The sequence below is a fragment of the Marinovum sp. J2-8 genome, assembly GCF_055808435.1.
Map to the genome: position 1 here is coordinate 75,137 of NZ_JBVVRZ010000007.1, position 24,215 is coordinate 99,351.

At 61.4% G+C, this 24,215-nt stretch carries 22 protein-coding genes and 3 pseudogenes; 21 read left to right on the forward strand and 4 right to left on the reverse strand.

Annotated features, from left to right (window positions below; translation table 11 throughout):
• Nucleotide 1: 1 nt before the first annotated feature.
• The 8 genes and pseudogenes from sfsA to AC0L4F_RS18875 all read left to right on the forward strand — a co-directional run bounded on the left by sfsA (nt 2) and on the right by AC0L4F_RS18875 (nt 7,118).
• Nucleotides 2-709: a DNA/RNA nuclease SfsA gene (gene sfsA / locus AC0L4F_RS18840; RefSeq protein ID WP_244690941.1), complete on the forward strand. Its 708-nt coding sequence runs from the start codon at nt 2-4 to the stop codon at nt 707-709.
• A gap of 1 nt (nt 710) precedes the next feature.
• Entirely contained in the window at nt 711-977 is a 267-nt protein-coding gene (locus tag AC0L4F_RS18845) for a hypothetical protein (protein ID WP_244690942.1), read from the forward strand.
• Nucleotides 978-1,113: 136 nt separating this feature from the next.
• Nucleotides 1,114-1,926 carry a type I methionyl aminopeptidase gene (map, locus tag AC0L4F_RS18850; protein WP_244690943.1) on the forward strand — a complete coding sequence of 271 codons (813 nt, stop codon included), beginning with the start codon at nt 1,114-1,116 and terminating at the stop codon, nt 1,924-1,926.
• A gap of 116 nt (nt 1,927-2,042) precedes the next feature.
• Nucleotides 2,043-3,567, forward strand: a pseudogene (gene gpmI / locus AC0L4F_RS18855) (2,3-bisphosphoglycerate-independent phosphoglycerate mutase).
• On the forward strand, nt 3,564-4,685 hold the full coding sequence (locus AC0L4F_RS18860; RefSeq protein WP_244690944.1) for a murein hydrolase activator EnvC family protein: 1,122 nt from the start codon (nt 3,564-3,566) through the stop codon (nt 4,683-4,685). The pseudogene gpmI and the gene AC0L4F_RS18860 overlap by 4 nt, the downstream one beginning before the upstream one ends.
• Nucleotides 4,686-4,692: 7 nt before the next feature.
• A pseudogene (locus AC0L4F_RS18865) lies at nt 4,693-6,030 on the forward strand (S41 family peptidase).
• Between the two features lie 101 nt (nt 6,031-6,131).
• Entirely contained in the window at nt 6,132-6,623 is a 492-nt protein-coding gene (locus tag AC0L4F_RS18870; protein WP_244690945.1) for an RNA pyrophosphohydrolase, read from the forward strand.
• Nucleotides 6,624-6,692: 69 nt separating this feature from the next.
• A complete protein-coding gene (locus tag AC0L4F_RS18875; protein WP_244690946.1) occupies nt 6,693-7,118 on the forward strand; it encodes a hypothetical protein in 426 nt (141 codons plus the stop codon).
• 49 nt (nt 7,119-7,167) lie between these two features.
• Here the strand turns inward: AC0L4F_RS18875 and AC0L4F_RS18880 are convergent, their stop codons facing one another.
• On the reverse strand, nt 7,168-7,647 hold the full coding sequence (locus AC0L4F_RS18880) for a L,D-transpeptidase family protein (RefSeq protein WP_244691015.1): 480 nt from the start codon (nt 7,645-7,647) through the stop codon (nt 7,168-7,170).
• A gap of 2 nt (nt 7,648-7,649) precedes the next feature.
• Nucleotides 7,650-8,744 (reverse strand): GTP cyclohydrolase II, encoded by a 1,095-nt coding sequence (gene ribA / locus AC0L4F_RS18885; RefSeq protein ID WP_244690947.1) that lies wholly within the window; start codon nt 8,742-8,744, stop codon nt 7,650-7,652.
• Between the two features lie 153 nt (nt 8,745-8,897).
• Between ribA and AC0L4F_RS18890 the strand changes: the two genes are divergently transcribed.
• Together AC0L4F_RS18890 and AC0L4F_RS18895 are read left to right on the forward strand one after the other, a co-directional pair.
• Nucleotides 8,898-9,584, forward strand: a complete 687-nt coding sequence (locus AC0L4F_RS18890; RefSeq protein ID WP_244690948.1) for a response regulator transcription factor — start codon at nt 8,898-8,900, stop codon at nt 9,582-9,584.
• Nucleotides 9,585-9,848: 264 nt separating this feature from the next.
• A complete protein-coding gene (locus AC0L4F_RS18895; protein WP_244690949.1) occupies nt 9,849-10,346 on the forward strand; it encodes a shikimate kinase in 498 nt (165 codons plus the stop codon).
• Nucleotides 10,347-10,464: 118 nt separating this feature from the next.
• Here the strand turns inward: AC0L4F_RS18895 and AC0L4F_RS18900 are convergent, their stop codons facing one another.
• Nucleotides 10,465-11,334 carry a branched-chain amino acid aminotransferase gene (locus tag AC0L4F_RS18900; RefSeq protein ID WP_244690950.1) on the reverse strand — a complete coding sequence of 290 codons (870 nt, stop codon included), beginning with the start codon at nt 11,332-11,334 and terminating at the stop codon, nt 10,465-10,467.
• Between the two features lie 157 nt (nt 11,335-11,491).
• Between AC0L4F_RS18900 and AC0L4F_RS18905 the strand changes: the two genes are divergently transcribed.
• From AC0L4F_RS18905 to dxs, 6 genes and pseudogenes are all read left to right on the forward strand, one after another.
• Nucleotides 11,492-11,986, forward strand: coding sequence for a MarR family winged helix-turn-helix transcriptional regulator (locus tag AC0L4F_RS18905; RefSeq protein ID WP_244690951.1), 495 nt, complete (start codon nt 11,492-11,494; stop codon nt 11,984-11,986).
• Complete coding sequence (locus tag AC0L4F_RS18910; protein ID WP_244690952.1) at nt 11,983-12,684, forward strand: response regulator; 702 nt, start codon at nt 11,983-11,985, stop codon at nt 12,682-12,684. Before AC0L4F_RS18905 ends, AC0L4F_RS18910 begins: the two co-directional genes overlap by 4 nt.
• A 96-nt stretch (nt 12,685-12,780) precedes the next feature.
• Nucleotides 12,781-13,707, forward strand: a complete 927-nt coding sequence (locus tag AC0L4F_RS18915; protein WP_244690953.1) for a histone deacetylase family protein — start codon at nt 12,781-12,783, stop codon at nt 13,705-13,707.
• On the forward strand, nt 13,704-13,946 hold the full coding sequence (locus AC0L4F_RS18920) for an exodeoxyribonuclease VII small subunit (RefSeq protein ID WP_244690954.1): 243 nt from the start codon (nt 13,704-13,706) through the stop codon (nt 13,944-13,946). Before AC0L4F_RS18915 ends, AC0L4F_RS18920 begins: the two co-directional genes overlap by 4 nt.
• Nucleotides 13,947-14,816 carry a polyprenyl synthetase family protein gene (locus AC0L4F_RS18925; RefSeq protein ID WP_244690955.1) on the forward strand — a complete coding sequence of 290 codons (870 nt, stop codon included), beginning with the start codon at nt 13,947-13,949 and terminating at the stop codon, nt 14,814-14,816. It abuts the gene before it with no gap.
• An 18-nt stretch (nt 14,817-14,834) separates the two neighbouring features.
• Nucleotides 14,835-16,762 (forward strand): annotated as a pseudogene (gene dxs, locus AC0L4F_RS18930) (1-deoxy-D-xylulose-5-phosphate synthase).
• A gap of 2 nt (nt 16,763-16,764) precedes the next feature.
• Here dxs and AC0L4F_RS18935 read toward each other — a convergent pair.
• Nucleotides 16,765-17,517 carry a WecB/TagA/CpsF family glycosyltransferase gene (locus tag AC0L4F_RS18935; protein ID WP_244690956.1) on the reverse strand — a complete coding sequence of 251 codons (753 nt, stop codon included), beginning with the start codon at nt 17,515-17,517 and terminating at the stop codon, nt 16,765-16,767.
• Nucleotides 17,518-17,767: 250 nt separating this feature from the next.
• Here AC0L4F_RS18935 and AC0L4F_RS18940 point away from each other — a divergent pair, with 250 nt between their 5' ends.
• Genes AC0L4F_RS18940 through AC0L4F_RS18960 form a run of 5 tightly spaced genes read left to right on the forward strand, consistent with a single transcriptional unit; the run spans nt 17,768 to nt 24,183 of the window.
• Complete coding sequence (locus AC0L4F_RS18940) at nt 17,768-18,889, forward strand: Gfo/Idh/MocA family protein (protein WP_244690957.1); 1,122 nt, start codon at nt 17,768-17,770, stop codon at nt 18,887-18,889.
• Nucleotide 18,890: 1 nt separating this feature from the next.
• Nucleotides 18,891-19,844, forward strand: a complete 954-nt coding sequence (locus AC0L4F_RS18945) for an NAD-dependent epimerase/dehydratase family protein (RefSeq protein ID WP_244690958.1) — start codon at nt 18,891-18,893, stop codon at nt 19,842-19,844.
• 2 nt (nt 19,845-19,846) lie between these two features.
• On the forward strand, nt 19,847-21,112 hold the full coding sequence (locus tag AC0L4F_RS18950; protein ID WP_244690959.1) for a glycosyltransferase family 4 protein: 1,266 nt from the start codon (nt 19,847-19,849) through the stop codon (nt 21,110-21,112).
• The gene (locus AC0L4F_RS18955) at nt 21,109-22,083 is read left to right on the forward strand and encodes a glycosyltransferase family 2 protein (RefSeq protein WP_244690960.1); all 975 of its coding nucleotides are present in this window, start codon (nt 21,109-21,111) and stop codon (nt 22,081-22,083) included. The genes AC0L4F_RS18950 and AC0L4F_RS18955 overlap by 4 nt, the downstream gene beginning before the upstream one ends.
• 3 nt (nt 22,084-22,086) lie before the next feature.
• Nucleotides 22,087-24,183, forward strand: coding sequence for an NAD-dependent epimerase/dehydratase family protein (locus AC0L4F_RS18960; protein WP_244690961.1), 2,097 nt, complete (start codon nt 22,087-22,089; stop codon nt 24,181-24,183).
• The last annotated feature ends 32 nt before the right edge of the window (nt 24,184-24,215 follow it).

The following is a 24,215-nucleotide window of genomic DNA, read 5'->3' on the forward strand; positions in this document are numbered from 1 at the left end:
CATGCGGTTTCAAACCCCTCTTGTCCCGGCAACGCTGATCCGGCGTTACAAACGGTTCCTTGCCGATTGTCGGCTTGCGGACGGGCGCGAGGTGGTGGCCCATTGCGCCAACCCCGGCTCTATGCTGGGACTGGCCGAACCGGGGTTTGCCGTCTGGCTGGAGCCGAACGACGATCCGAAAAAGAAGCTGGATTATGGCCTGCGGCTGGTGTCGCCGGCGTCCGGCGTGCTGGTCGGGGTGGATACATCGGTGCCGAACCGGGCCTTGCGCGCCGCATTGAATGCCGGTGAAATTGTCGGTCTGGACGGGTATGACACCCTGCGACCAGAGGTGAAATATGGCCAGAACAGCCGGATTGATTTCCTGTTGCAGGGGGCGGGGCGACGCGATGCCTATGTCGAGGTGAAATCCGTGACGCTCAGCCGCCAGCCCGGACTGGCGGAATTTCCCGACAGCGTGACCGCGCGCGGCACCAAACATCTGGGCGAACTGACGGCCATGGCCGAGGCGGGGCACCGGGCGGTGATGCTCTATCTTGTTCAGCGCAATGATTGCACAGAGATGCGGTTGGCAGATGACATCGACCCGGCCTATGCCGCCGCATTTGATGTCGCCCGCGCAGCCGGGGTCGAGGTCATGGCGCTGGGCTGTCGATTAAGCCCCGAAGGGATCTGTCCCGGCGAACCGGTCCCGTTCACAGGCGCATGACATGACGCCGTTCTTTCCGCTGGCACATGCGACGATCCTGCTTTTCCTCGGCATTGCCTTTCAATTTGTCACACGCCCAAAAGTCTGGGACCGCCTTGTGGCGCAACGCCCCGGATATGATCCCGTTGCCGGTTTTGTCGCGAAACGCTGGCCTGTGGTCGCGGGGGCCATCTGGAAATCGGCCCGTTATGCGCTGCGGGTTATCGGGCTGATTGCCATTGCATACGGGATGGTCGTCTGGGCGATTTTTGTGCTGAACTTACTATAAGCGGGATCTGACGCGCGGGCATCCCGCCCACACGGGCTCACCTTGCCTTGTGGATCGCGGAAATATCGCATGGTCTGGCGCTTTTCGCTGCAAGCGCATAAGTAGGACACAAGACGTATTTGATCGGAGCATTTGCATGAACCGCCACAAAGGCCGGATGACCCGCGACGGGATCAGGATTCATGAACAGGCAGACTTTGCCGGTATGCACGCGGCTGGCGCGATTGCTGCGCAGATTTTGGATGAGGTTGCCGAACTTGTAAAAGTTGGCCAAACCACCGGCGCGCTTGATGCCTTTATCGAGCGGCGGGTGACAGAGCTGGGCACGACGTCGGCCACCATTGGCTACAAGGGCTATCAGCACGCAAGCTGTATCAGCGTCAATCATGTGGTCTGTCACGGCATCCCCGGCGACAAGACGCTCAAAGACGGTGATATCCTGAATATTGATGTCACGGTGGTCAAGGATGGCTGGTTCGGCGACACCAGCCGGATGTATGTCGCAGGCAAGCTGCCACGCAAGGCCGAGCGCCTGATACAAGTGACCCATGACGCGCTGATGCGCGGGATCGAGACCGTGAAACCCGGCAATACCTTTGGCGACATTGGCCATGCGATCCAAAGTTATGTTGAAGGCCAGCGCATGTCCGTGGTGCGTGACTTTTGCGGTCACGGTCTTGGCACTGTCTTTCATGCGCCGCCCAATGTGCTGCACTATGGCCGTGCGGGCACGGGCCCCGTGCTGGAGGAAGGCATGTTTTTCACGATCGAGCCAATGGTCAATCTGGGCCGCCCAGAAACCAAGGTGCTGCCGGATGAATGGACCGCGGTCACGCGGGACCGGTCCCTGTCTGCACAATTCGAACATTCGGTCGGTGTGACGGCGGATGGCGTCGAAATCTTCACCCTGTCACCACAGGGAAAGTTTCATCCAACCTACACCCCATAAACGTTGCACCCTTGGCCCCGCCGTGCATGCGTATTTAAAAAGAGAAGAAGCCCTGAATCCGGCCGGGTCATTGCGCCGCCGCGTGACCCGGACCAAATCTGAACGAGGAATTTGACATGTCAGCGCCCAAACCCGTGGTTCTTTGCATTCTTGATGGCTGGGGCCTGAGCGATACAACCGCCTGGCAATGCCGTCGCCCTCGGGGATACGCCAAATTTTGACCGCTTGATGGCGGATTGCCCCAATGCGACGCTGACCACACATGGACGTGACGTTGGTCTGCCGACCGGCCAAATGGGCAATTCAGAGGTCGGCCACACCAATATCGGCGCAGGTCGGGTTGTGGCGATGGATCTGGGGCAGATTGATCTGGCAATCGAAGACAAATCCTTTTTCGACAATGCGGCAATCCTGGCGTTTATCGACAAGCTGAAGGCCACCAAGGGCAGCGCGCATTTGCTGGGGGTGATTTCTGACGGTGGGGTGCATGGCCATATCGAACATGTTCTGTCCGCAGTCGAGATGATCGCCGGCGCCGGTGTGCCAGTGGTGCTGCATGCGGTCACCGATGGCCGCGATGTCGCGCCGAAATCGGCAGATATCTATATGAAAACACTGGTCGACCGCCTGCCTGCCGGGGCGCGCGTTGGATCTGTTGTCGGGCGGTATTTTGCGATGGACCGCGACAACCGTTGGGAACGGGTGGAAAAGGCATTTCGTGTCATGGTGAATGGCACAGCAGAACAGACCGCCGACAGCGCAAGTGCCGCGGTCACCGCCGCATATGAGCGTGGCGAGACCGATGAATTCATCGCCGCAACCCGGATCGGTGAATATGCCGGTGCGCGCGATGGCGACGGGTTTTTCTGTCTGAATTTCCGTGCCGACCGGGCGCGCGAAATCCTGATGGCGGTGGGCGCGCCCGAATTTGACGGTTTTGACACCGGCCCGCGCCCGGACTGGGCCGGACTTTTGGGCATGGTGGATTATTCCAAGACACATGACACCTTCATGACCGCCGCCTATCCAAAGAAAGTGGTGCAGAACACTCTTGGTGCCTGGGTTGCGGCCAAGGGCCTGACACAATTCCGCCTGGCCGAGACCGAGAAATATCCGCATGTCACCTTCTTTCTGAATGGTGGCAAGGAAGCGCCAGAGGTTGGCGAAGACCGCTATATGGCGCCCTCGCCCAAGGTGGCGACCTATGATCTGCAACCGGAAATGAGCGCAGGCGAGGTTTCCGACAACCTCGTGAAGGCCATTGAAACCGGCTATGATCTGATCGTGGTGAATTTCGCCAATCCCGACATGGTTGGCCATACTGGTGATCTTGAGGCCGCCAAGGCCGCCTGTCATGCCGTGGACAGCGGGCTGGGCCGGGCTCTGGACGCGCTGAAAAAGGCGGGCGGGGCGATGATTGTCACTGCCGACCACGGCAATTGTGAAATGATGATCGACCCCGAAAGCGGCGGGGCGCATACCGCCCATACGCTGAACCCGGTGCCGGTGATCCTTGTCGGCGGTCCGGCGGGCGCCACATTGCGCAGCGGCGGGCGTCTGGCCGATCTTGCCCCGACCCTGCTGGGCCTGATGGGGCTGGAATTGCCGGAAGAAATGACCGGAGAGAGCCTGATCGCATGATCCTGCGCGCGTCCTGTTTTCTGGCGGTCCTGGCGGGGGGGGCGCTGGCGCAAACCACCGACCCGGCGGCCCTGGCGCTGGACGCCTTGCGCATTCTGGAAGAATCATCCCAGGCGCTGGAGGCCGCCGAAGGCGGGCGCGAGCGGGTCAAGGCATTGACCGAAACCGTGCAGGGCTATGAAACCGGATTGGCCGCCCTGCGCGATGGTCTGCGCGCCGCCGCCCTGCGCGAGGCGCAATTGGCCGAAGATCTGCGCATCCGCGAAGTCGAAATTGCCCAGCTTCTGGGTGTGCTGCAATCCATGTCGCGCGCACCCACGCCCGCGACGCTGTTGCATCCGGCGGGACCGACCGGCACGGCGCGTGCCGGGATGCTGCTGGCGGATGTCACGCCGGGGCTACAGGCCAAGGCCGACAAATTGCGCCATGATCTGGAAGAGGTGCAATCGCTGCGCCAATTGCAGGAAGAGGCGACCCTCAAATTGCAGGACGGGCTGGAAAACGTGCAAAACGCCCGCACCGCCCTGTCCAAGGCCGTGGCCGACCGCACCGACCTGCCGCAACGGTTTGTTGAAAACCCGATCCAGACCGCCGTGCTGCTGGCGGCGACCGAAACGCTCGAAGAATTTGCCAGCGGTCTTGCCAGCTTTGCCGAAGGAGAGGCCGCCGGCAGCCTGCCCGACATCAGCCATCGCAAGGGCAAACTGTCCCTGCCGGTTCAGGGCCAGCTTCTGCGCCGCGCGGGCGAGGCCGACGCCGCCGGCGTGCGCCGCCCCGGGATTCTGGTCGCCACCGGCGCCCAGGCGATTGTCACCACACCGACCGCCGCCACCATCCGCTATCGCGGGCCGCTTTTGAATTATGGTCTGGTGACCATTCTGGAACCCCAGGCCGACACGTTGTTTGTCTTTGCCGGTCTGGATGCGGTCTATGGCGAGATCGGCCAGGTCGTGCCCACGGGCGATCCGATCGGCCTTATGGGCGGGGAATTGCAAACAGATGTCTCACTATCGGGTGAGGGGGCTGGAAACACCCAGCCGGAAACGCTCTATATAGAAATCAGAGAGCATAATCAGCCTGTGGACCCGCTGGACTGGTTCCGCACCGACAAGGGATAAGAACTTCATGAAGAAATTCGTCATGGCCGCCGTTGGCGGGACGCTGGCAGGCATTATTGCAACAACCCAATTGGCGGGGCCGTTGCTGGCGCAGGACAATGGCAAACAGACGAATGTCTATGAACAGCTGGATCTGTTCGGCGACATTTTCGAACGCATTCGCGCGCAATACGTTGAAGAGGTTGATGAAAGCGAACTGATCGAAGCCGCGATCAACGGCATGCTGACCTCGCTTGATCCGCATTCCAGCTATCTGTCGCCCGACGATGCGGCCGACATGCGGGTGCAGACACGCGGGGAATTTGGCGGTCTGGGGATCGAAGTCACCCAAGAAGAGGGCTTTGTCAAAGTGGTGTCGCCCATCGACGGCACACCGGCGGACGAGGCCGGTGTCGAAGCGGGCGATTTCATCACCCATGTCGATGGTGAGTTCGGTGCTGGGCCTGAATCTGGACGAAGCGGTCGAACTGATGCGCGGACCGGTGGGGTCGGAAATCATCATTACCCTGGTACGCGAAGGCGAGCCGGAGCCGTTTGATGTGTCGATCATCCGGGACACGATCAAACTGACTGCCGTGCGCGCCCGCACCGAGGGCGAGACCGTTGTGATGCGGATCACAACCTTCAACGACCAGACAACACCCAATCTTGAATCCGGTCTCGCCGAACAGATCGAGGCCGCTGGTGGCATCGACAATGTCAACGGCATCGTGCTGGATCTGCGCAACAACCCCGGCGGCCTGCTGACCCAGGCGATCCGGGTGTCGGATGCCTTTCTTGAAAAGGGTGAAATCGTGTCGACCCGTGGCCGCAAGGCAGAAGACGGCGAGCGTTACAACGCCACCCCCGGCGATCTGGCGATGGGCAAGCCGCTGGTGGTGTTGATCAATGGCGGCTCGGCCTCGGCTTCGGAAATTGTTGCCGGCGCCCTGCAGGATCACCGCCGCGCGATTGTGGTTGGCACCAAATCCTTTGGCAAAGGCTCGGTTCAGACGGTAATGCCGCTGCGCGGCGACGGGGCGATGCGCCTGACCACAGCGCGCTATTACACCCCATCGGGCCGCTCATTTAGGCGCTGGGTGTGTCCCCCGACATCGTAGTGCAACAACCCCGCCGCGACCCCGCCACCGAGGAAGAGGAAGAGACCACAAATCGCCTGCGTTCCGAGGCAGATCTGCGCGGATCGCTGGACAATGACAGCCTGACCGAGGACGAGATCAAACAGATCGAAGCCGACCGCGCCAAGGCCGAAGCCGCCGCCGCGCTGCGGGAAGAGGATTATCAGCTGGCCTATGCCATCGACATCCTCAAAGGTCTGTCGGCGCTGGGCCCCAACGCCGAATAAGTCCCCTGTATAACTTCCCTGCGCCGGGGTCGATGATCCCGGCGCAGCCTTTCCTGCGTGCCGAACAATCCGCCACGCACTGACCAGGACAAGAGACCCCGATGACCCCCGAAGACATCGCCAAACTGCCCTATCGCCGCAACGTCGGTGTCATGTTGGTCAACAAGGACGGCCATGCCTTTGTCGGGCAACGCACCGACAGCGACGTGCCCGCCTGGCAAATGCCACAGGGCGGCATCGACAAGGGCGAAGACCCCCGCGCCGCGGCGCTGCGGGAATTGCGGGAAGAAACCGGCGTCCTGCCCGATCTGGTGACAATCGAGGCCGAAAGCACCGGTTGGATCGGCTATGATCTGCCGCATGACCTTGTGCCAAAGATCTGGAAAGGCCGGTTTCGCGGTCAGGAACAGAAATGGTTCCTGATGCGGTTTCACGGAACCGATGATCAGATCGACATTGCCGCGGACGATTTCCAGGAGTTTTCAGAATGGCGCTGGCTGCCGACCGGGGATCTGGTGGCCAATATCGTGCCCTTCAAACGCGAGGTCTATGCCCGCGTGGTTGCAGAGTTCGCCCCCCATCTGTTACCCTAGGTCATGTTTGGAAAAATTGCGGTTGTCCTTTGTGCTTTGACGGCAAGCGGGGCGCAGGCCCTTAGCTGTTTGCCACATGACGTCGCGGCGGTGTTTCATCAGGCAAATACCGGCGAAGATCGCTTTGTCGTCGTGCTGGGCCAAATGAGCTTTGATGCCACTCTGCTGCCCAAGACCGATTTGGCCAACCAGTTGTCCACGCCACCCGATACATGGATTCCCGCACAGATCCGTGGCAAGGCGCTGACAGCCGCCGGTTTCACCTATGACTATGACGCCGCCATCAATTTGAACGCCCAATGTCTGGGGCCGTGGTGCGCCGGGGCGGTCAGCGACACGCAATATCTGGCCTTCGTCAATCTGGACCGTGATGTCCCCGAGGTGACAATCAACCCCTGCGGCGGCTTTGCCTTTGCCGAACCGACCAAGGCGATGGCCGATCAGGTGGTGCAATGTCTGAACGGTGGCACATGTGAGCCGCGCCAGCATCGCTAGGCCCCGGTCCCGGCTCCATTCCCAACGACACCCCCGGCAATAAAACCTGTCACGGCACCAGCAACGGTGTGCCGGGCGCGGCCAGCATCGCGATCTGACGCAGATGATCGGGGCGAAACGCAATGCAGCCCTCGGTCGGAAACCCCGGTCTGCGCCAGCGATGCAAAAAGATCGCAGAGCCCCGACCGGGCTGGGCCTCTGGCCAGTTCCAGTTGGTCAACAGCACCAGATCATACAGCGGATCGGCCCGGCGCAGGCCCTCGTGACTATGAGGGTAAGGCGCGCGCACCGGCTGATTGTAATCGGGTTGCGTGGCATCGTCGGACCAAAGATCGCCGACCCGTATCGGCCGGGCCCAAGCGGTGGGGCGTGCCATACGATCAGGACGGTATAACAGGCCGGTGATCCGGTGGCCGCCGCGTGGTGTGGCGCCGTCGCCCTCGCGCTTGTTGGTGGTCGCCCCGCCGCGCCCGATGGTACAGGGCCAGATCCGTCCGGCAAACCGCAGCCCGCGCGGCGTCAGAACCATGGTCACAACAGATGCCCGGATTTCGCCGCCTTGGTCGCCAGATAGGCCGCGTTCTGATCGGTTTCGCCCACCTTCAACGGCACACGTTCCGACACCGTGACCCCGGCCTTTTCCATCATCGCGATCTTTCGCGGGTTGTTGGTCAGCAAAAGCACAGACCCAAACCCCATGCGTTGCAGGATGTCGGCCCCGATACGGAAGTCGCGTTCGTCATCCTCAAACCCCAGCCGGTGATTGGCCTCGACCGTATCAAACCCCTGATCCTGAAGCGAATAGGCCCGCATCTTGTTGGCAAGGCCAATGCCGCGCCCCTCCTGGTTCAGATACAGCAGCACCCCTGCCCCCGCGTCCCCCATCTGGGCCATGGCGGCATGCAATTGCGGGCCACAATCGCATTTCAGCGACCCCAGCACATCGCCGGTGAAACAAGCCGAATGCAGACGGGCCAAAACCGGTTTCGCCCGGTCCGGGTTGCCGATTTCGAATGCATAATGTTCGACGCCACCATCATCGGGGCGAAAGATCTGCAACCGCCCCCCGCGGGCCAGACGCGTCGGCAGGCGCGCCGCCACCACCGGATGTGGATGATGCGCCCGCGTCAGCAACGGCCCGGCGGTTTCCGCGTCCAGCCGCGTCAGCAACGCCAAATCCGCCTTTGGCAGGAAATCGCCCTCCAGCACCAGTGCCGCCGGCAAAAGCTGGGCCGACTTGACCAGCGAAATGGCCAACCGGTGCAGCGCCGCATCGCCATCACGCAGGGAAAACAACGGGCCTTTCATTGGCACACGCAGATCATCCGCCGGATCGGCCATCGCCCGAATCCAACGGCAATCTGCATCCTCGGGCAATGGCAACCGCGCGACATCACCGTCATAGGCCCGGGCCTTCAGCGTCTCGGCCCGCCGCCCGGTCAGCGCCAGCACCGGCGCGCCGCCCAGATCGCGCAGCGCCGCCAGCCGCTTTGGCCCCATGGTCTCTGCCGCCAACACCAGCGCCGCAGATCCGTGCCCACAGAGCACAACCGGCACCCCCATGCGAAGATCGGCACGGGCGCGGTTGATCAGCTCATTGGTGTCGGGCGTAAAAAATCCTGTCATCACGCCAATCCTCTAGCTGACAACAGATGGAAATTGAAACATTTCTTGTCAAAATTGGCGATGAACACACGAGCGCGTGAACAGCTTGCAGCATTTCTTGTTACTGGCCGTGATCGCCCCAATGTCATTGGCAAGCGAATTGGAGGCCCTGAAATGGCACAACTCAAAAATCTGCTCCTTGTCGATGACGATGATGACCTGCGCGAGGCGCTGGCGGAACAACTGATCATCACCGAAGACTTTGAAGTCTTCGAGGCCGGCACCGGTGCGCAAGCAATGGAAAAGGTCAAGGAATCCCATTTCGACCTGATCATCCTGGACGTGGGCCTGCCCGACACCGATGGCCGCGAATTGTGCCGCCTGATGCGCAAACAGGGGGTGAAGGCCCCGGTTTTGATGCTGACCGGCCACGACAGCGACGCTGATACCATTCTGGGGCTGGATGCCGGCGCCAATGATTACGTCACCAAACCGTTCAAATTTCCGGTGCTGCTGGCCCGTATCCGCGCGCAATTGCGCCAGCACGAACAAAGCGAAGACGCGGTATTTGCGCTTGGTCCCTATACCTTCAAACCGGCGATGAAGACGCTTGTCACCGAAGACGACAAGAAGATCCGCCTGACGGAAAAAGAGACCAATATCCTGAAATACCTCTACCGCGCGCCCGAAGGTGTTGTGCCACGTGACGTGCTGCTCCACGAGGTTTGGGGATATAACGCCGGGGTCACAACGCATACGCTAGAGACACATATCTACCGATTGCGCCAGAAAATTGAGCCCGAACCCTCGAATGCACGTCTTCTCGTGACAGAATCCGGCGGATATCGGCTGAATGCCTGAAAGGTCGCATGGATTGCCGCGCAACAAAGTGCTACTTTGGGGTGACCGCGAAGACGAATAAGTTCCCGTTGCATGTGCGGGTCATCACATGCACCTCCCTGTTGGACTGACCCGGGCTTCGGCTCGGGTCTTTTTTTTGGGGGGCCATTGCCAAGTGATCAAGGTGAGGGTTGATCCAGCTGTGGTGGGGGACAAATCCGGCCCTGGCTGCTAAAATCCGGCCAGATGCGCGCACCGGACGCGTACACCGCGAAAGGATGCACCATGTCGCCCACTGTCATCGCCTTTGAAGGTCCGGTCGGCGTGGGCAAAACAACCCTGGGGCGGGCGGTTGCAGAGCGGCTGGATTTTGGTTTCATTGACGGCGATGCCCATTGCGCCCCCGGCCCCTGGCTTCATTCGGTTCTGCGGACCAGCCGCAGGATCGCAACCGCCTGCGAAGAGCAGCTGGAAAACCGGCCTGCGGTGATCATGGCCTACCCGTTGCGTTGCACGAATTGGCTGTTTTACCGGGAAACTTTCCGGCGACGCGGCATAGATTTCCATTGTATTGGCCTGACCGCCGATATTGCCAGCATCGCCACGCGGGAACGCAGCCTTGCCCCGCATGAATTGGCCAGGGCCGCGCAGATGATTTCCGAGGGATATGGTCAACGCGCGTTCAGCGATGTTTTGATCCGTACCGACGCTGGCAGCTTTGATCTGACCTGTGATCGTCTGGTGGATGCGGTCGCGGGTTTGCCAGGCGGGCGGCCCGGCTGAACCACTTATGCCGATCTGCACGCCGCGTCAGAATATATGTCCGCGCAACAACAAGGTTCCAAAACAAAAAAGAGGCCGCAAATTTGCGGCCTCTGAAATGCGTTGCTGTCAGCGGGGGTTATTCCCGTACCAGCTTCTCATAGGCTTCGGCCATCTCACGTGTCAGCGCGCCAACCTCGAACGTATGTTCGCCGATTTGTGACACCGGAGTCACCTCTGCCGCCGTGCCGGTCAGCCAGCATTGTTCAAAACCTTCCATCTCTTCCGGCATGATATGACGTTCATGCACGGCGATCTGGCGATCTTTCAACATGCCGATCACGGTCTGGCGGGTGATGCCGTTCAGGATGCAATCGGGCAGCGGCGTGTGCACTTCGCCATCCTTGACGAAGAAGATGTTGGCGCCGGTCGCCTCGGCCACGTAGCCACGGTAATCCATGAACAACGCGTCAGAGCATCCTTTGGCCTCTGCTGCATGTTTCGACATGGTGCAGATCATGTAAAGACCAGCAGCCTTGGCCGATGTCGGGATGGTTTCCGGGCTGGGGCGTTTCCATTTGGAAATGTCCAGCTTGGCACCCTGCATCTTGGCGTCACCATAATAGGCGCCCCATTCCCAGGCTGCGACCGCAACCCGCACCGGGTTGCGCGCGGCAGCGACACCCATGTCTTCGCCTGACCCACGCCATGCCACCGCACGCACATAGGCATCGGTCCAGCCATTGGCCTCCAGCACCTCGTATTTTGCGGCCTCCAATTCATCCACTGAATAGGGGATCGGCATATCCAGCAATTCGCCGGATTTGTGCAACCGTTCGGAATGGCGGCGGGATTTAAAAATCTTGCCGTTATAGCACCGCTCACCTTCGAATACCGAACTGGCGTAATGCAACCCGTGGGTCAGGATATGCACATTTGCATCCCGCCAATCCACCAGCTTGCCGTCCAACCAGATCTTGCCGTCGCGGTCATCATAAGCGCCAGCCATGTCGTGTCTCCTGCTTGTTTATTTCCATTTATTGCGCCGCATCGGTCCGGTTCGGACATAATATTGCGTAAAAACTGTGAATCGCTACCAGTTCGGTCTTGGAATGTCAACAAGGCTGACATAGTGTGACCAGAAGATTTGAAATGGGAGGGGCAAGATGGCCGAGCCAAGCGGAGAACAGCTTCTCTATCTGACAGATGAACAGCTGCGTCAGGGCATCGAGGCAATGTTCTTTGCCTATCGTGGATTTACCGCCGATCCCGACCGGATATTGCAGGACCAATCCTATGGCCGCGCCCACCACCGGGCGGTGCATTTCATCAATTGCGCCCCCGGCACCACGGTCAATAACCTGCTGAATATCCTTGGGGTCACGAAACAATCGCTGAACCGTGTGTTGCGGACCTTGATTGCGGACGGTCTTGTGGAAAGCAGGGTTGGGCGATCCGACAAACGCGAACGCCACCTGTACCTGACCGAGGAAGGAAAAGCATTGGAAGCACAATTGTCGGACGCCCAGAGGGCACGGATGCGATCCGCCTATCGCAAGGTCGGCCCCGAAGCGGTGGCCGGCTTTCGTCAGGTGCTGGAGGCGATGATGGATTCCGACATGCGGCGCAATTACCAAACCCTGCGGGAGACAAAATCATGATGATGCCCGACGTACATCTGCTGATTGTCGACGATGATGAACGCATTCGGGTGCTGTTGCAGAAATTCCTGATCCGTAACGGGTTTCTGGTGTCTGCCGCGCGGGACGCGGCCCATGCACGGCGGGTGCTGACCGGGTTGGACTTCGATCTGATCGTGCTGGATGTGATGATGCCGGGCGAGGATGGCATCAGCCTGACCCGCGATCTGCGCCAGACATCCACCACGCCGATCCTGCTGCTGACCGCCAAGGGCGAAACCGAGGACCGGATTGCCGGGCTGGAGGCCGGGGCGGATGATTATCTGGTCAAACCGTTCGAACCCAAGGAATTGTTGCTGCGGATCAACGCCATCCTGCGCCGGATGCCCGAAGTGGCCGAAGAATTCGCCCTGCCCAAGGTGCTGATGCTGGGGCCGCTGCGCTATGACATCGAACGCGGCGAATTATGGCAGGGCGAAGAACAGGTCCGCCTGACCGCGACCGAAAACCAGTTGATGCGGATCTTTGCCGCCAAACCCGGAACCGCCGTCAGCCGTGCGCAATTGGTCGAGGATCTGGGCCGCGACAAGGGGCAGAGCCAGGAACGTGCGGTGGATGTGCAAATCACCCGGCTGCGCCGCAAGCTGGAGGGCGATCCGAAACAGCCGCGCTATCTTCAGACTGTGCGCGGGGCGGGATATATGCTGGCGCCGGATTAAAGGAACTTGCCAGGATGACGCCCATTTGGCGAGGTCCGCGTTGGCGGAACGCGCGGGATTTGCGTATTTAAAAAGAGAAGAAGCAGGGGGAATGCGATGGCAACTTTGGTTTTGAGCCACGAGGCCGGATTGGGGCATGTCACCCCCGACGGCCATCCGGAACAGGTGGCCCGGCTGGACCACATCCTGCACGCGTTGCGCGCCGCCGATATTGCGGTTGAAACCGCACCGGAAGGAAGCCGCGAAGATGTGCTGCTGTGCCATCCGGAAAGCTATCTGACCCGATTGCAAGAGGCCCTGCCCGTCTCCGAGGCTGTTGCGCTGGATGCCGATACCTGGCTTTCGCCGGGTTCGTTGCGCGCCGCACTACATGCCGTGGGCGCGATCCGCGAAGCGGTGGACAGGGTGGTGGCGGGTGACGTCGGCAATGCCTTTTGCGCCATGCGCCCCCCGGGACACCACGCCGAGACCGAAACCCCGATGGGGTTTTGTCTGTTTGGCACGGTGGCGATTGGCGCGAAACATGCGCTGGAACGCCATGGGCTGGCGCGTGTCGCGGTGGTGGATTTCGACGTGCATCATGGCAATGGCACTCAGGCCCTGCTCTGGGATGAGCCGCGCGCCCTGCTTGCCACCAGCCAGCAAATGCCGCTTTGGCCCGGTTCCGGCGATCCATCCGAACGCGGCGCGCATGACAATATCCTGAATGTGCCGTTGCCGCCCGGCAGCGATGGATATGAAATGCGCGACGCCTATACCCACGACATCCTGCCGCGTCTGCGTGCCTTTGCACCCGAGTTGATCCTGATTTCCGCCGGCTTCGATGCCCACCGCGACGACCCATTGGCCGGGCTCAATTGGTCAACCGAAGATTTCATCTGGCTGACGCGCGAAATCTGCATTCTGGCGGATGAAGTCTGCTCTGGTCGGGTGGTCTCTGCTTTGGAAGGGGGGTATGATCTGGCCGCATTGGCAGAGTTTGTCACTGCCCATGTAAAAACACTCCAGGAGGCATCGGCATGAGCGAGAAAAAGGTAGAAGACCTGACATTTGAAGAGGCGATGGCCGAGTTGGAACGGGTCGTTGGCCAGCTGGAACGCGGCGACGTGGCGCTGGACGATTCCATCAAGCTTTATGAACGCGGCGCGGCATTGAAGAAACGCTGTGAGACGAAGCTGAACGAAGCCGAGGAAAAGGTCGCAGCGATCACCGCTGATGCGGATGGGAATGCCGTTGGGCTGAAGCCGGTTGAAGGGCTCTGAGTGTTTCAAGAGTGGCTATTGAACGACGCGCTACAGGTCGCGGCGCATCTGGATGCGCAGATCGCAACCTTGGACGACGTGCCCGTCACCCACGCGATGCGGTATGCAGCCAGCGGTGGCAAAGGGTTGCGCGGTTTTCTGGTGATGGAAACCGCGTATATTTATAATGTGAACCGTGAAAATGCGATTTGGGCGGCTGCCGCGATTGAAGCGATCCATGCTTATTCGCTGATCCACGACGATCTGCCGTGTATGGACGACGACGATTTGCGCCGGGGTCAACCCACCGTGCATGTCAAATGGGACCAGGCGACCGCCGTGTTGGCAGGCGATGCTCTGCATACGCTGGGCTTTGAATTGGTCTGTGATCCGCGGTGCCATGAAGACCCGGCTATCCGGGCCGATCTTGCGCTGTCACTGGCACGGGCCGCTGGTGCGCGCGGCATGGTTTTGGGGCAAGCGCTTGATATAGCGGCCGAAACCGCAGATACGCCGCTCAACCTCGAAGAAATCACCGCCCTTCAAGCAGGCAAAACCGGCGCATTGATCCAATGGTCTGCCGAAGCGGGCGCCCGGCTTGTGGGCGAAGACCCTTTGCTGTTGACCCGCTACGCCAAAGCGCTGGGGCTGGCATTTCAAATTGCCGACGATCTGCTGGATGTCGAAGGCGACGCAGCCGAAGCGGGGAAACGCCTGCAAAAAGACGAAGCGGCGGGCAAAGCCACCTTTGTTTCGCTGTTGGGTGTGGAAGGGGCAAAAAGCCGCGCGAAATCCCTCGTGACAGAGGCCTGTGATGCCCTATCTGTGTACGGTGAAAAGGCCGAAACCTTGCGCGAAGCGGCCCATTTCGTTATCTCGCGCCGAAGCTAGTCGCCTGAAGGGACGTAGATGTCTGACCGCCCAGAAACCCCGCTGTTGGACCGCGTCCTTGGTCCCGCCGATCTGAAACAATTTTCCGATCCGGAATTGGTGCGGCTGGCGCATGAACTGCGCGAGGAAACCATCAGCGCCGTGAGCGAAACCGGCGGCCATTTGGGTGCGGGGCTGGGTGTGGTCGAATTGACCGTCGCGCTGCATTCGGTGTTCGCTGCCCCGCGTGACAAGATCATCTGGGACGTCAGCCACCAATGTTACCCGCACAAGATCCTGACCGGGCGGCGGGATCGTATCCGCACCCTGCGGCAAAAGGACGGGCTGTCCGGGTTTACCAAGCGCAGCGAAAGCGCGTTTGATCCCTTTGGCGCGGCGCATAGCTCGACCTCGATCAGCGCGGCGCTTGGATTTGCCGTGGCGCGCGATCTGGGCGGGGCCTGTGATACCGGGCATGGCGATGCGATTGCGGTGATCGGCGACGGCGCGATAGTGCCGGAATGGCCTATGAGGCGCTGAACAACGCCGGGCATTTGAAAAAGCGGCTGATTGTCATTCTGAACGACAATGAAATGTCGATCGCCCCGCCGGTCGGGGCGATGTCGAATTACCTTTCGCGGCTGTATGCCGAAGCGCCGTTTCAGGATCTGAAAGCGGCGGCCAAGGGCGCGGTGTCGATGCTGCCCGAACCCTTCCGCGAGGGCGCGAAGCGCGCCAAGGAAATGATCAAGGGCATGGCCGTCGGTGGCACATTGTTCGAAGAGTTGGGATTTTCCTATCTTGGCCCGATTGATGGCCATGATCTGAACCAGCTTCTGCCGGTGCTGCGCACGGTGCGGGCGCGGGCGACGGGCCCGATCCTGATCCATGTGCTGACCAAAAAGGGCAAAGGCTATCACCCGGCAGAGAGCGCCGAGGACAAGGGCCATGCCACCGCGAAATTCGACGTGGTGACGGGCAAACAGAAAAAAGCGCCCTCCAATGCGCCGTCTTATACCAAGGTCTTCGGCCAGGAGCTGACCAAAGCCGCCGAGAAGGACAGCCGGGTCTGCGCGGTCACGGCGGCGATGCCGGATGGCACCGGGCTGAACCTGTTTGCTGAACGCTACCCGAGCCGCTGTTTCGATGTCGGCATTGCCGAACAACATGGCGTGACCTTTGCCGCTGGTCTGGCGGCGGGGGGGATGCGGCCGTTCTGTGCGATCTATTCGACGTTTCTGCAACGCGGCTATGATCAGGTGGTGCATGATGTGGCGATCCAACGCCTGCCGGTGCGCTTTGCGATTGACCGTGCGGGATTGGTCGGGGCCGATGGCGCGACCCATGCCGGGGCGTTTGACATTGCGTTCATGGCCAACCTGCCGGGCATGGTGGTGATGGCGGCGGCGGATGAGGCCGAATTGGTGCATATGGTCGCCACCGCAGCGGCGCATGACGAGGGGCCGATTGCCTTTCGCTATCCCCGTGGCGAGGGTGTTGGCGTCGATATGCCCGAACAAGGCGAGATCCTGACGCTGGGCAAGGGCCGGATGGTGCGCAAGGGCAAGGGCGTGGCGATCCTGTCCTTTGGAGCGCGGCTGAAAGAGGTGCTGGACGCCTGTGACGGGCTTGCCGCCAAGGGGATTACCCCCACCGTGGCCGACGCGCGTTTTGCCAAACCGCTGGACCGCGACATGATCCTGCAACTGGCGGCAGAGCACGAGGTTTTGATCACGGTCGAAGAAGGCTCAATCGGCGGTTTCGGCAGTCACGTGGCCCAGCTTCTGGCCGAAGAAGGCGTTTTTGACAGCGGGTTGAAATATCGGTCGATGGTGCTGCCCGACACGTTCATTGACCAAAGCAGCCCGCGTGACATGTATGCCTCGGCCGGGTTGAACGCCGAAGACATCGAAGCCAAGGTGCTGGATGTGCTGGGTGTGACCGATATTCACGCCGGGCAAGCCTAGGGTCAGCCCCGGCGCATCTGCCAGGCATTTCGGACATGCCCCGGCAGGATCGCAATGCATTTGGCATAGCGTGACACCAACCGGCGGGGATTGGCGAGCATCCGCCAGAGCCATTCCAACGCCAGCTTGCGAACAATCCGTGGCGCGCGCACCTGGGTGCCGGCCAGAAAATCCAACCCCGCCCCGATAGAGGCAAAGCCGATCTTTGGCGTGGCCACACGACCGCGCGCCGCCAGCAATTCCTGTTTCGGCGCGCCCAGCGCCAAAAAGGCCAGACGCGCGCCGCTGGCCTCGACCTCGGCCAGAACCGACGCGCCGCCGGGGCCCGTGGGATCGAACCCCATCGGCGGCGAAATGCAAACCGCGATCTCCAGCCCCGGCACGCGGGATTTCAGATCCGCCGCAGCAGCGGCCAGCGCCGCATCGGTGCTGCCAACCAAAGCCACCGAAACCTTGGCCGACGCGGCAAGTTCCGCTAGCGGAATGACCAGATCGGCCCCGGGAATAAGCTCTACCGGGTCGCGCGCCAGACGCGACAGCCAGACCAGCGGATTGCCATCAGCGACCACCATATCCTGTGCGGCATAGGCCACGCGGAACGCCGACGAGGCCCGCAATTTCACCAGATGATCCAGGTTGAGCGTCGCCAATGCAAATCCGTTGTCCCGCAGGAATCGCCGCGCGATTTCCGCCATCAGGCTGTCGCGGTTCGGGATGTTGATTGTGACCTGATAGTCGCTGTCTTTGAAATGCACGCCACTGCCCCAATTGTTTGCGCCTTCTATTGCCGGTCAAAGTGGCAAAGATAAGGGCAATTTGCGAAATCACCTGTGCCCGATGCGGAAATGATGCGATGTAGAATACGCAATGGTGCCATTTCCGGCGAAAAGGCCGAAAAATTGCCATGATCCCATGTTTGAACGGGCGAAAATCAGTAAAATGTTACGAAAAAATTCATATGTGTGATTGCCTTTCCCATCGTCATTCCTGCCTGAGGGGCCTGTGATGGCCGCGCTTGGTATCATTGGCTGCGGCTTTGTCGCGGATCTGTACATGCGGTCCTTTGCGCTCTACCCCGACGTGACCATCGCGGCGGTGCACGACATCGACCCGGCACGTCTGGCGGCGTTTTCGAGCCATTGGAATGTGACGCCACAGGCGGATTTCAAAAGCTTTCTGGCCGCTCTGCCCGAAGACGCGATCATCGTGAACCTGACCAACCCAGCGGCGCATTTTGACATCAACCTGGCCTGCCTGAACGCCGGGCGCCATGTGTGGTGCGAAAAGCCGCTGGCGCTGACGCTGGAAGATGCCCGGCATTTGCATGGCGTGGCGGCGGAAAAGGGTCTGATGCTGTCCTCGGCCCCGTGCAGCGTGTTGGGCGAAGCGGCGCAGATCCTTCTGCGCGAGGTGCGGCGCGGCACGGCGGGGGATATTCGGCTGGTCTATGCCGAATTGGACGACGGGTTCATCCCCCAGGCCCCCTATCAGGATTGGCAGAGCGAAAGCGGCGCGCCCTGGCCCGCTGAGGATGAATTTCAGGTCGGCTGCACGCTGGAACATGCCGGATACTACCTGACATGGTTGATTGCCGCCTTTGGCCCGGTGCGCCGGGTTGTTGCCGCCTCGGCCGAGGTGATCCCCGACAAGCCGGGCAGCGACGGCACACCGGATTTTTCGGTTGGTGTGCTGTATTTCCAGTCCGGCGTGGTCGCGCGGCTGACCTGTTCGATTGCCGCGCCGCATGACCATCGCATTCGCCTGATCGGCGACCGTGGCGTGCTGGCGATCAAGGCCGCCTGGAACAATGCCGCCCCGGTGCGGTTTCACAAACGCATGCGCCTGCGACGGCGGTTGCTGGAATTGCCGATCGGGCGGCGGATCAAGCCAGGCGGCGCAACACATGCCAAGGTGGGTCGCAAAGGCGCGGCTGCGATGAATTTTGCCCTTGGCCCGATCGAGATGCTGGAGGCGCTGCGCGAAGACCGGCGCAACCGTCTGGACAATGACTTTGCCCTGCATATGACCGAGGTGACATTGGCGATCCAGAACGCCCGCGACGCTGGCGGCGCACAAGATATGGCCACCACCTGTACGATGCCGGAACCAATGACATGGGCGCGCTGATATGGACAGGCTGACGCTATTGATCACGGGCGCGGCCGGTTATGTCGGGCGGCATACCGTCGCCGAGGCGCGGGCGCGCGGCCATGCGGTGATTGCCGTGGTGCGCAGCTTTGCGACGCCAAAGGCATGGCAGGGTGACGATGGCATTACGGTGCTGGCCTGCGATCTGAGCGAACCAGAAGGTCTGAACGCCGCCATCGCCCGCGCCGATGTGGTGCTGCATCTGGCGGCGTCGATGTCGGGGGACGCCGCGGCACATGCGCGCGACACAATCGCCGCCACCACGGCCCTGCTCGATGCAATGCCCGACGGCGGCAAGCTGGTGCAGCTCAGCTCGATGGCGGTTTATGACATGTCGACGGTAGAGCCCGGCGATATGCTGGATGAAAGCGCGGCGCTTCTGACACCCGGCGCCCCTGCCGACGCCTATGCCCTCGCCAAAGGCGCACAAGAAAAGCTGGTTGCCGATGCTGCATCGAAAGCCGCTTTGTCCCTGACCATCCTGCGCGCCGGGGCGGTGTTTGGCCCTGGCCGTCTGTGGAATGCGCATCTGGGGTTTTCTCTCGGCCCGGTGCTGGTGCGATTAGGATCGCAGGGGCAAATCCCGTTGTGCCATATTTCGACCTGTGCCGCGGCGTTGGTCAGTGCGGCGGAACGGCCAGCCACCGGGGCAATCAACGTGCTGGACGAAGATCTGCCGGATCGGCGGCGGTACCTTGGCTGTCTCAAGGCCGGTCCAAAACTGACACTTCCGTTCAGCTGGCGGGTGATGATGCCGCTGGCTCTGATGGCGGCGCGGCTGATCCCGGAGACCCGTCTTCCGGGATTGTTGCGCCCAAGCGTGCTGCGGGCGCGGTATCTTCCGATACATTTCGACAACAGCCGCATGCGCCGGGTGCTTGGCCTGCGTCAGGCCAAGGCGTTTGAAACTTTGATGCATGAGGCCCAGGAATGACCATGGCAAGCCAGACACCACCGGGGCCGATTGCCTATCTGACCGGCGAATACCCCCGTGCCACGGATACCTTTATCCAGCGCGAGGTTGCAGCGCTGCGGGCGCAGGGAATAGAGGTCATGACCTGTTCGATCCGGCGCACCGGGGCCGAACATCTGGTTGGTGACGAACAACGCGCCGAGGCGGCCTGCACCTTTCATGTTCTGGAGGCGGCGAAAAACCCGCTGCGTCTGGTCACCGCGAAACTGCGGCTTCTGCGCCGTCCAGGGCGGTTTTTTCGCGCCTTTGCCCTGGCTTGGCGCACCGCGCAGGCGGGGTTTCGCGGCTGGCTCTGGCAGATGTTCTACTTCGCCGAGGCGATGATGCTGGCCGACCAGATGGAACGCAACGGCATCACCCATGTGCACAACCACATTGCCAAGGCCAGCTGCACGGTCGCCATGCTGGCCTCAGAGCTGAGCGGCATTCCCTATAGCTTCACCCTGCATGGGCCTGACATCTTTTTTGCGCCAGATCACTGGCGCTTGGACGAGAAAATCCGGCGCGCCCGGTTTGTCGCCTGTATCTCTGATTTCTGCCGGTCACAGGCAATGCTGTATTCACCGCGCGAGATGTGGGGCAAGCTGCATATCGTGCATTGCGGCATTGAACCGGCGCGCTATGACCCGACGCCGCGCACCGGACCGCCACATCTGTTGTTTGTGGGCCGATTGGCGGCGGTCAAAGGCGTAGGCGTGCTGCTGGATGCTTTGGCCACGCTCAAGACGTCCCTGCCCGATCTGCGCGTGACCCTGATCGGGGACGGGCCGGAACGGGCGCAATTGACCCGGGATGCCGCAGAAATGGGGCTGACCGACACGGTGGATTTCATCGGCTATCGCAGCCAATCCGAAGTGGCCGAGGCCCTGAAAGACACAGATGCACTGGTCCTGCCCAGCTTCGCCGAAGGCGTGCCGGTGGTGCTGATGGAGGCGATGGCGGCGGGGCGGCCGGTGATCGCCACCAATGTCGGCGGCGTCGCGGAACTGGTGACCAATGGCCAAAGCGGCTGGCTGGTTCCACCGGGCAACGCCCCGGCGCTGGCCGAGGCGATTACGGGCGTTCTGACGGATGATCAGGCACGGGCCCGGATGGGGGCCGCCGGACGCGCAAAAGTGACCGAAGACTTTGATATCACCAAGGAATCCAACTGGTTGGCGCGGCTCTTTGCCAGCTATTCCGACACGACGTCAACGCTAGGGACTTCAAAACCAGGGAAACGCCCATGAGCGTGGTTGATCTGGTGCTGATTGGCCGCAACGAAGGCGCGCGCTTGCACCGCTGTCTTGCTTCGGCCAAGGGCGCAGCGCGGCGGGTGGTCTATGTCGACAGCGGGTCACGCGATGGCAGCGTCGATGCCGCACGTGATGCCGGGGCCGAGGTTGTGGAACTGGATCCCGCCCTGCCCTTTACTGCGGCGCGGGCGCGGCACGAAGGTTTCCAACAGCTGGAGTCCTACGGTGGTGCCGCCGAGATCGTGCAGTTCATCGACGGCGATTGTGCGATTGTGCCGGGCTGGATCGAAGCCGGAGTCGCGGCGCTGGAGGCTGACCCGAAACTGGGCATGGTCACCGGCTGGCGACAGGAAATCGCGCCACAGGCCTCGGTCTATAACGCGCTGACCCAGGTGGAATGGCGTCGCCCGGCGGGGGTGATCCAGGCCTGCGGCGGCGACATGATGGTGCGGCGCACGGCCTATGTCGCGGCGGGTGGATTTGATGGCCGGGTGATTGCGGCCGAAGATGACGAATTTTGTTGCCGACTGCGCAAGGCGGGCTGGGTGCTGCGCCGTCTTCCGGTGGAAATGACGCAACACGATGCGGCGATGACCCAGTTTGGCCAATGGTGGCAACGCGCCGTCCGCTCGGGGCATGGCTTTGCCCAGGTCGGGCATTTGCACCCGGACTATTTCTTGCGGGAGCGGCGGCGCGTCTGGGTCTGGGGCCTCTGCGCGCCCTTGCTGGCGCTTGTCGGCCTGATGATTGCGCCCTGGCTGACCGGTTTGGTATTGCTGGCCTATGTCGCAAGCTGGCTGCGCAGCGCCAGGGGGCTGATGCGCAACGACGGATTGGACCGCGGTCCCGCACTCCATCACGGGGTCTTTCTGACCCTTTCGAAATTTCCCAATCTTCTGGGCATGATCCGGTTTCATCTGCGGCGGCTGATGCAACGGGACATGCGCATTATCGAGTACAAGTGAGGCATGAGGCATATGCGGACAGGCATTATTGGCGCAGGATATATTGCGGATTGGCATGGCGACGCGCTGCGCCAGACCGGCGCGGCACAGCTGGCTGCGGTTTGTGATGTGTCACAAGAGGCGGCACAGGGGCTGGCCGATGCCCATGGCGCGGCGGTCTTTACCTCGGTCGAGGACATGATCGCCGCCAATGCGGTGGATGCCGTGCATATCTGCACGCCACCGCAGCTGCATGCCGCGCTGGCGCAACAATGTCTGAACGCCGGGTTGCATTGCTTGGTGGAAAAACCCGTTGCCCTGTCTGTGGCGGAAATGCAGTCCATGGCGCAGGCGGCGACGGACGCGGGCAAGCTGTTGGCAAGTGGTCATAATTTCATGGGCATTCCGGCGTATCAGCGCCTGAAGGCGCGGATTGCCGAGGGGCAATTGGGCCGCATCGCCAGTGCCGAGATCAACTGGAACTTCCCGATGGCACCGCTGCGGTCGGGGCCATATGGTCTTTGGCTGCTGCGCGAACCGGAAAACATGCTGCTGGAACTTGGTCCGCATCTCTATGCCTTTGCGGTGGATCTGTTTGGCCCGGTCGAGGTGCTGCACCTGGAGGTTGGCAAACCTGTCGACCTGCCCGGAATGGGCGCGCGTCCCCAGGTGTGGCGGGTGCTGGCGCGGGCGGGCCATGTCGAAGTGACCTTCAACATTTCTCTGGTCGAGATCATGGATGACCGGTCCCTGACCCTGCGCGGATCATCCGGCATGGCGCGGTTGGACTATGCCCATGACCGGCTGGTGATCAGCCGTGACAACACCGCCGATCTGGTGGCCAATCCGTTTCTCTTTCAGATGGCACAAGCCGGGCAGCATCTGCGCGAAGGTTTCGTCAACGGCGCGCGGCAATTGACCTCGCTGAACCGGAAATCGCCTTATGCCCTGTCGTTTCAGGGGCTGGTCACGGCGTTTTATGAGGCGGCGAAATCAGGCCGCCCATTGGATGCGCGGTTTGCGCCCGAAGCGGGGCTTGAAGTGTCCAAGGCGCTGGCCGCGACATTGGACCGTCTGCCCGTACTGGCCGCGCCGAATATCCCGACCCCATCCCGCACCCCCAAGCCAAAGGCGCTGGTGATTGGCGGCACCGGCTTCATCGGTCGCCATTTGACGCGGGCCCTAGTGGCCAAAGGCCAGGATGTGCGGGTGCTGTCGCGCGGGCGCAGCGGGCCCTTTGCCGATCTGCCCGATCAGGTGGAAACCGTGGGCGTATCGCTCAAGGATGCTGACGGTCTGCGCGCCGCGATGAAGGGCATTGATGTGGTCTATAACCTGGCCAAGTCGATGGACACCACATGGGAGGCCGCGTTGGAAAACGATGTCGGGGTCGCGGTCGGCGTGGCGCGCGCGGCGATGGACGCCGGCGTCAGCCGATTGGTCTATACCGGCACCATCGCCAGCTATGACATGTCCAATCCCGATGTGACCATCACCGAGGCCACCGGATTTGGCGGTGATATGTCGGACCGCAATCTTTATGCCCGGTCCAAGGCCGAATGCGAACGCCAGTTGATGCAGATGCACCGCGACGACGGCCTGCCGCTGACCATTGCCCGGCCCGGTATCGTGGTTGGCCCCGGCGGGCCGCTGCAACACTGGGGGATCGGACGCTGGCACGGGGCGGGCGCGGTCAAGATCTGGGGCCCTGGGCGCAATATCCTGCCATTTGTGCTGATCGACGATGTCTGTGACGGGCTGATCAGGATGGGCGAAGATCCGGCGGCGATTGGTGAGAGCTTTAATCTGGTGGGCGAACCGATGATGAATGCGCGGGACTATTTCGATGCCATTCGCACCGCCACCGGCGCGGGCATTCGGGTGACGTCGGGCAATCTGCATCTGTTCTGGGCCTCGGATGCGATCAAATACCAGCTGAAACGCCGAGTGCTGGGCCGCAAGGGCGCGATCCGCGCCTCTCTCAGCGATTGGAAAAGCCGCGCGCATCTGTCGCCGTTTGACAATTCACGCCCCAAGGACATCCTGGGATGGACCCCAGAGGTCGACCAAAAGGCGTTTATCGACCGCGCCATCACCCGCGCCAATCTCTTTGGGTTTTAGGAATGCACATAAATCGGCTTAATTCTGCCTGA

Excerpts from the sequence above, each read along its gene's own strand:
- AC0L4F_RS18910 (WP_244690952.1), top strand. The coding sequence starts at position 11,983 with ATGATGATGCCCGACGTACATCTGCTGATTGTCGACGATGATGAACGC.
- AC0L4F_RS18880 (WP_244691015.1), bottom strand. The coding sequence starts at position 7,647 with ATGGTTCTGACGCCGCGCGGGCTGCGGTTTGCCGGACGGATCTGGCCC.
- map (WP_244690943.1), top strand. The coding sequence starts at position 1,114 with ATGAACCGCCACAAAGGCCGGATGACCCGCGACGGGATCAGGATTCAT.
- AC0L4F_RS18860 (WP_244690944.1), top strand. The coding sequence starts at position 3,564 with ATGATCCTGCGCGCGTCCTGTTTTCTGGCGGTCCTGGCGGGGGGGGCG.
- AC0L4F_RS18895 (WP_244690949.1), top strand. The coding sequence starts at position 9,849 with ATGTCGCCCACTGTCATCGCCTTTGAAGGTCCGGTCGGCGTGGGCAAA.
- AC0L4F_RS18960 (WP_244690961.1), top strand. The coding sequence starts at position 22,087 with ATGAGGCATATGCGGACAGGCATTATTGGCGCAGGATATATTGCGGAT.
- AC0L4F_RS18870 (WP_244690945.1), top strand. The coding sequence starts at position 6,132 with ATGACCCCCGAAGACATCGCCAAACTGCCCTATCGCCGCAACGTCGGT.
- sfsA (WP_244690941.1), top strand. The coding sequence starts at position 2 with ATGCGGTTTCAAACCCCTCTTGTCCCGGCAACGCTGATCCGGCGTTAC.
- AC0L4F_RS18920 (WP_244690954.1), top strand. The coding sequence starts at position 13,704 with ATGAGCGAGAAAAAGGTAGAAGACCTGACATTTGAAGAGGCGATGGCC.
- AC0L4F_RS18900 (WP_244690950.1), bottom strand. The coding sequence starts at position 11,334 with ATGGCTGGCGCTTATGATGACCGCGACGGCAAGATCTGGTTGGACGGC.
- ribA (WP_244690947.1), bottom strand. The coding sequence starts at position 8,744 with ATGACAGGATTTTTTACGCCCGACACCAATGAGCTGATCAACCGCGCC.
- AC0L4F_RS18950 (WP_244690959.1), top strand. The coding sequence starts at position 19,847 with ATGGCAAGCCAGACACCACCGGGGCCGATTGCCTATCTGACCGGCGAA.
- AC0L4F_RS18915 (WP_244690953.1), top strand. The coding sequence starts at position 12,781 with ATGGCAACTTTGGTTTTGAGCCACGAGGCCGGATTGGGGCATGTCACC.
- AC0L4F_RS18955 (WP_244690960.1), top strand. The coding sequence starts at position 21,109 with ATGAGCGTGGTTGATCTGGTGCTGATTGGCCGCAACGAAGGCGCGCGC.
- AC0L4F_RS18945 (WP_244690958.1), top strand. The coding sequence starts at position 18,891 with ATGGACAGGCTGACGCTATTGATCACGGGCGCGGCCGGTTATGTCGGG.
- AC0L4F_RS18905 (WP_244690951.1), top strand. The coding sequence starts at position 11,492 with ATGGCCGAGCCAAGCGGAGAACAGCTTCTCTATCTGACAGATGAACAG.
- AC0L4F_RS18845 (WP_244690942.1), top strand. The coding sequence starts at position 711 with ATGACGCCGTTCTTTCCGCTGGCACATGCGACGATCCTGCTTTTCCTC.
- AC0L4F_RS18890 (WP_244690948.1), top strand. The coding sequence starts at position 8,898 with ATGGCACAACTCAAAAATCTGCTCCTTGTCGATGACGATGATGACCTG.
- AC0L4F_RS18940 (WP_244690957.1), top strand. The coding sequence starts at position 17,768 with ATGGCCGCGCTTGGTATCATTGGCTGCGGCTTTGTCGCGGATCTGTAC.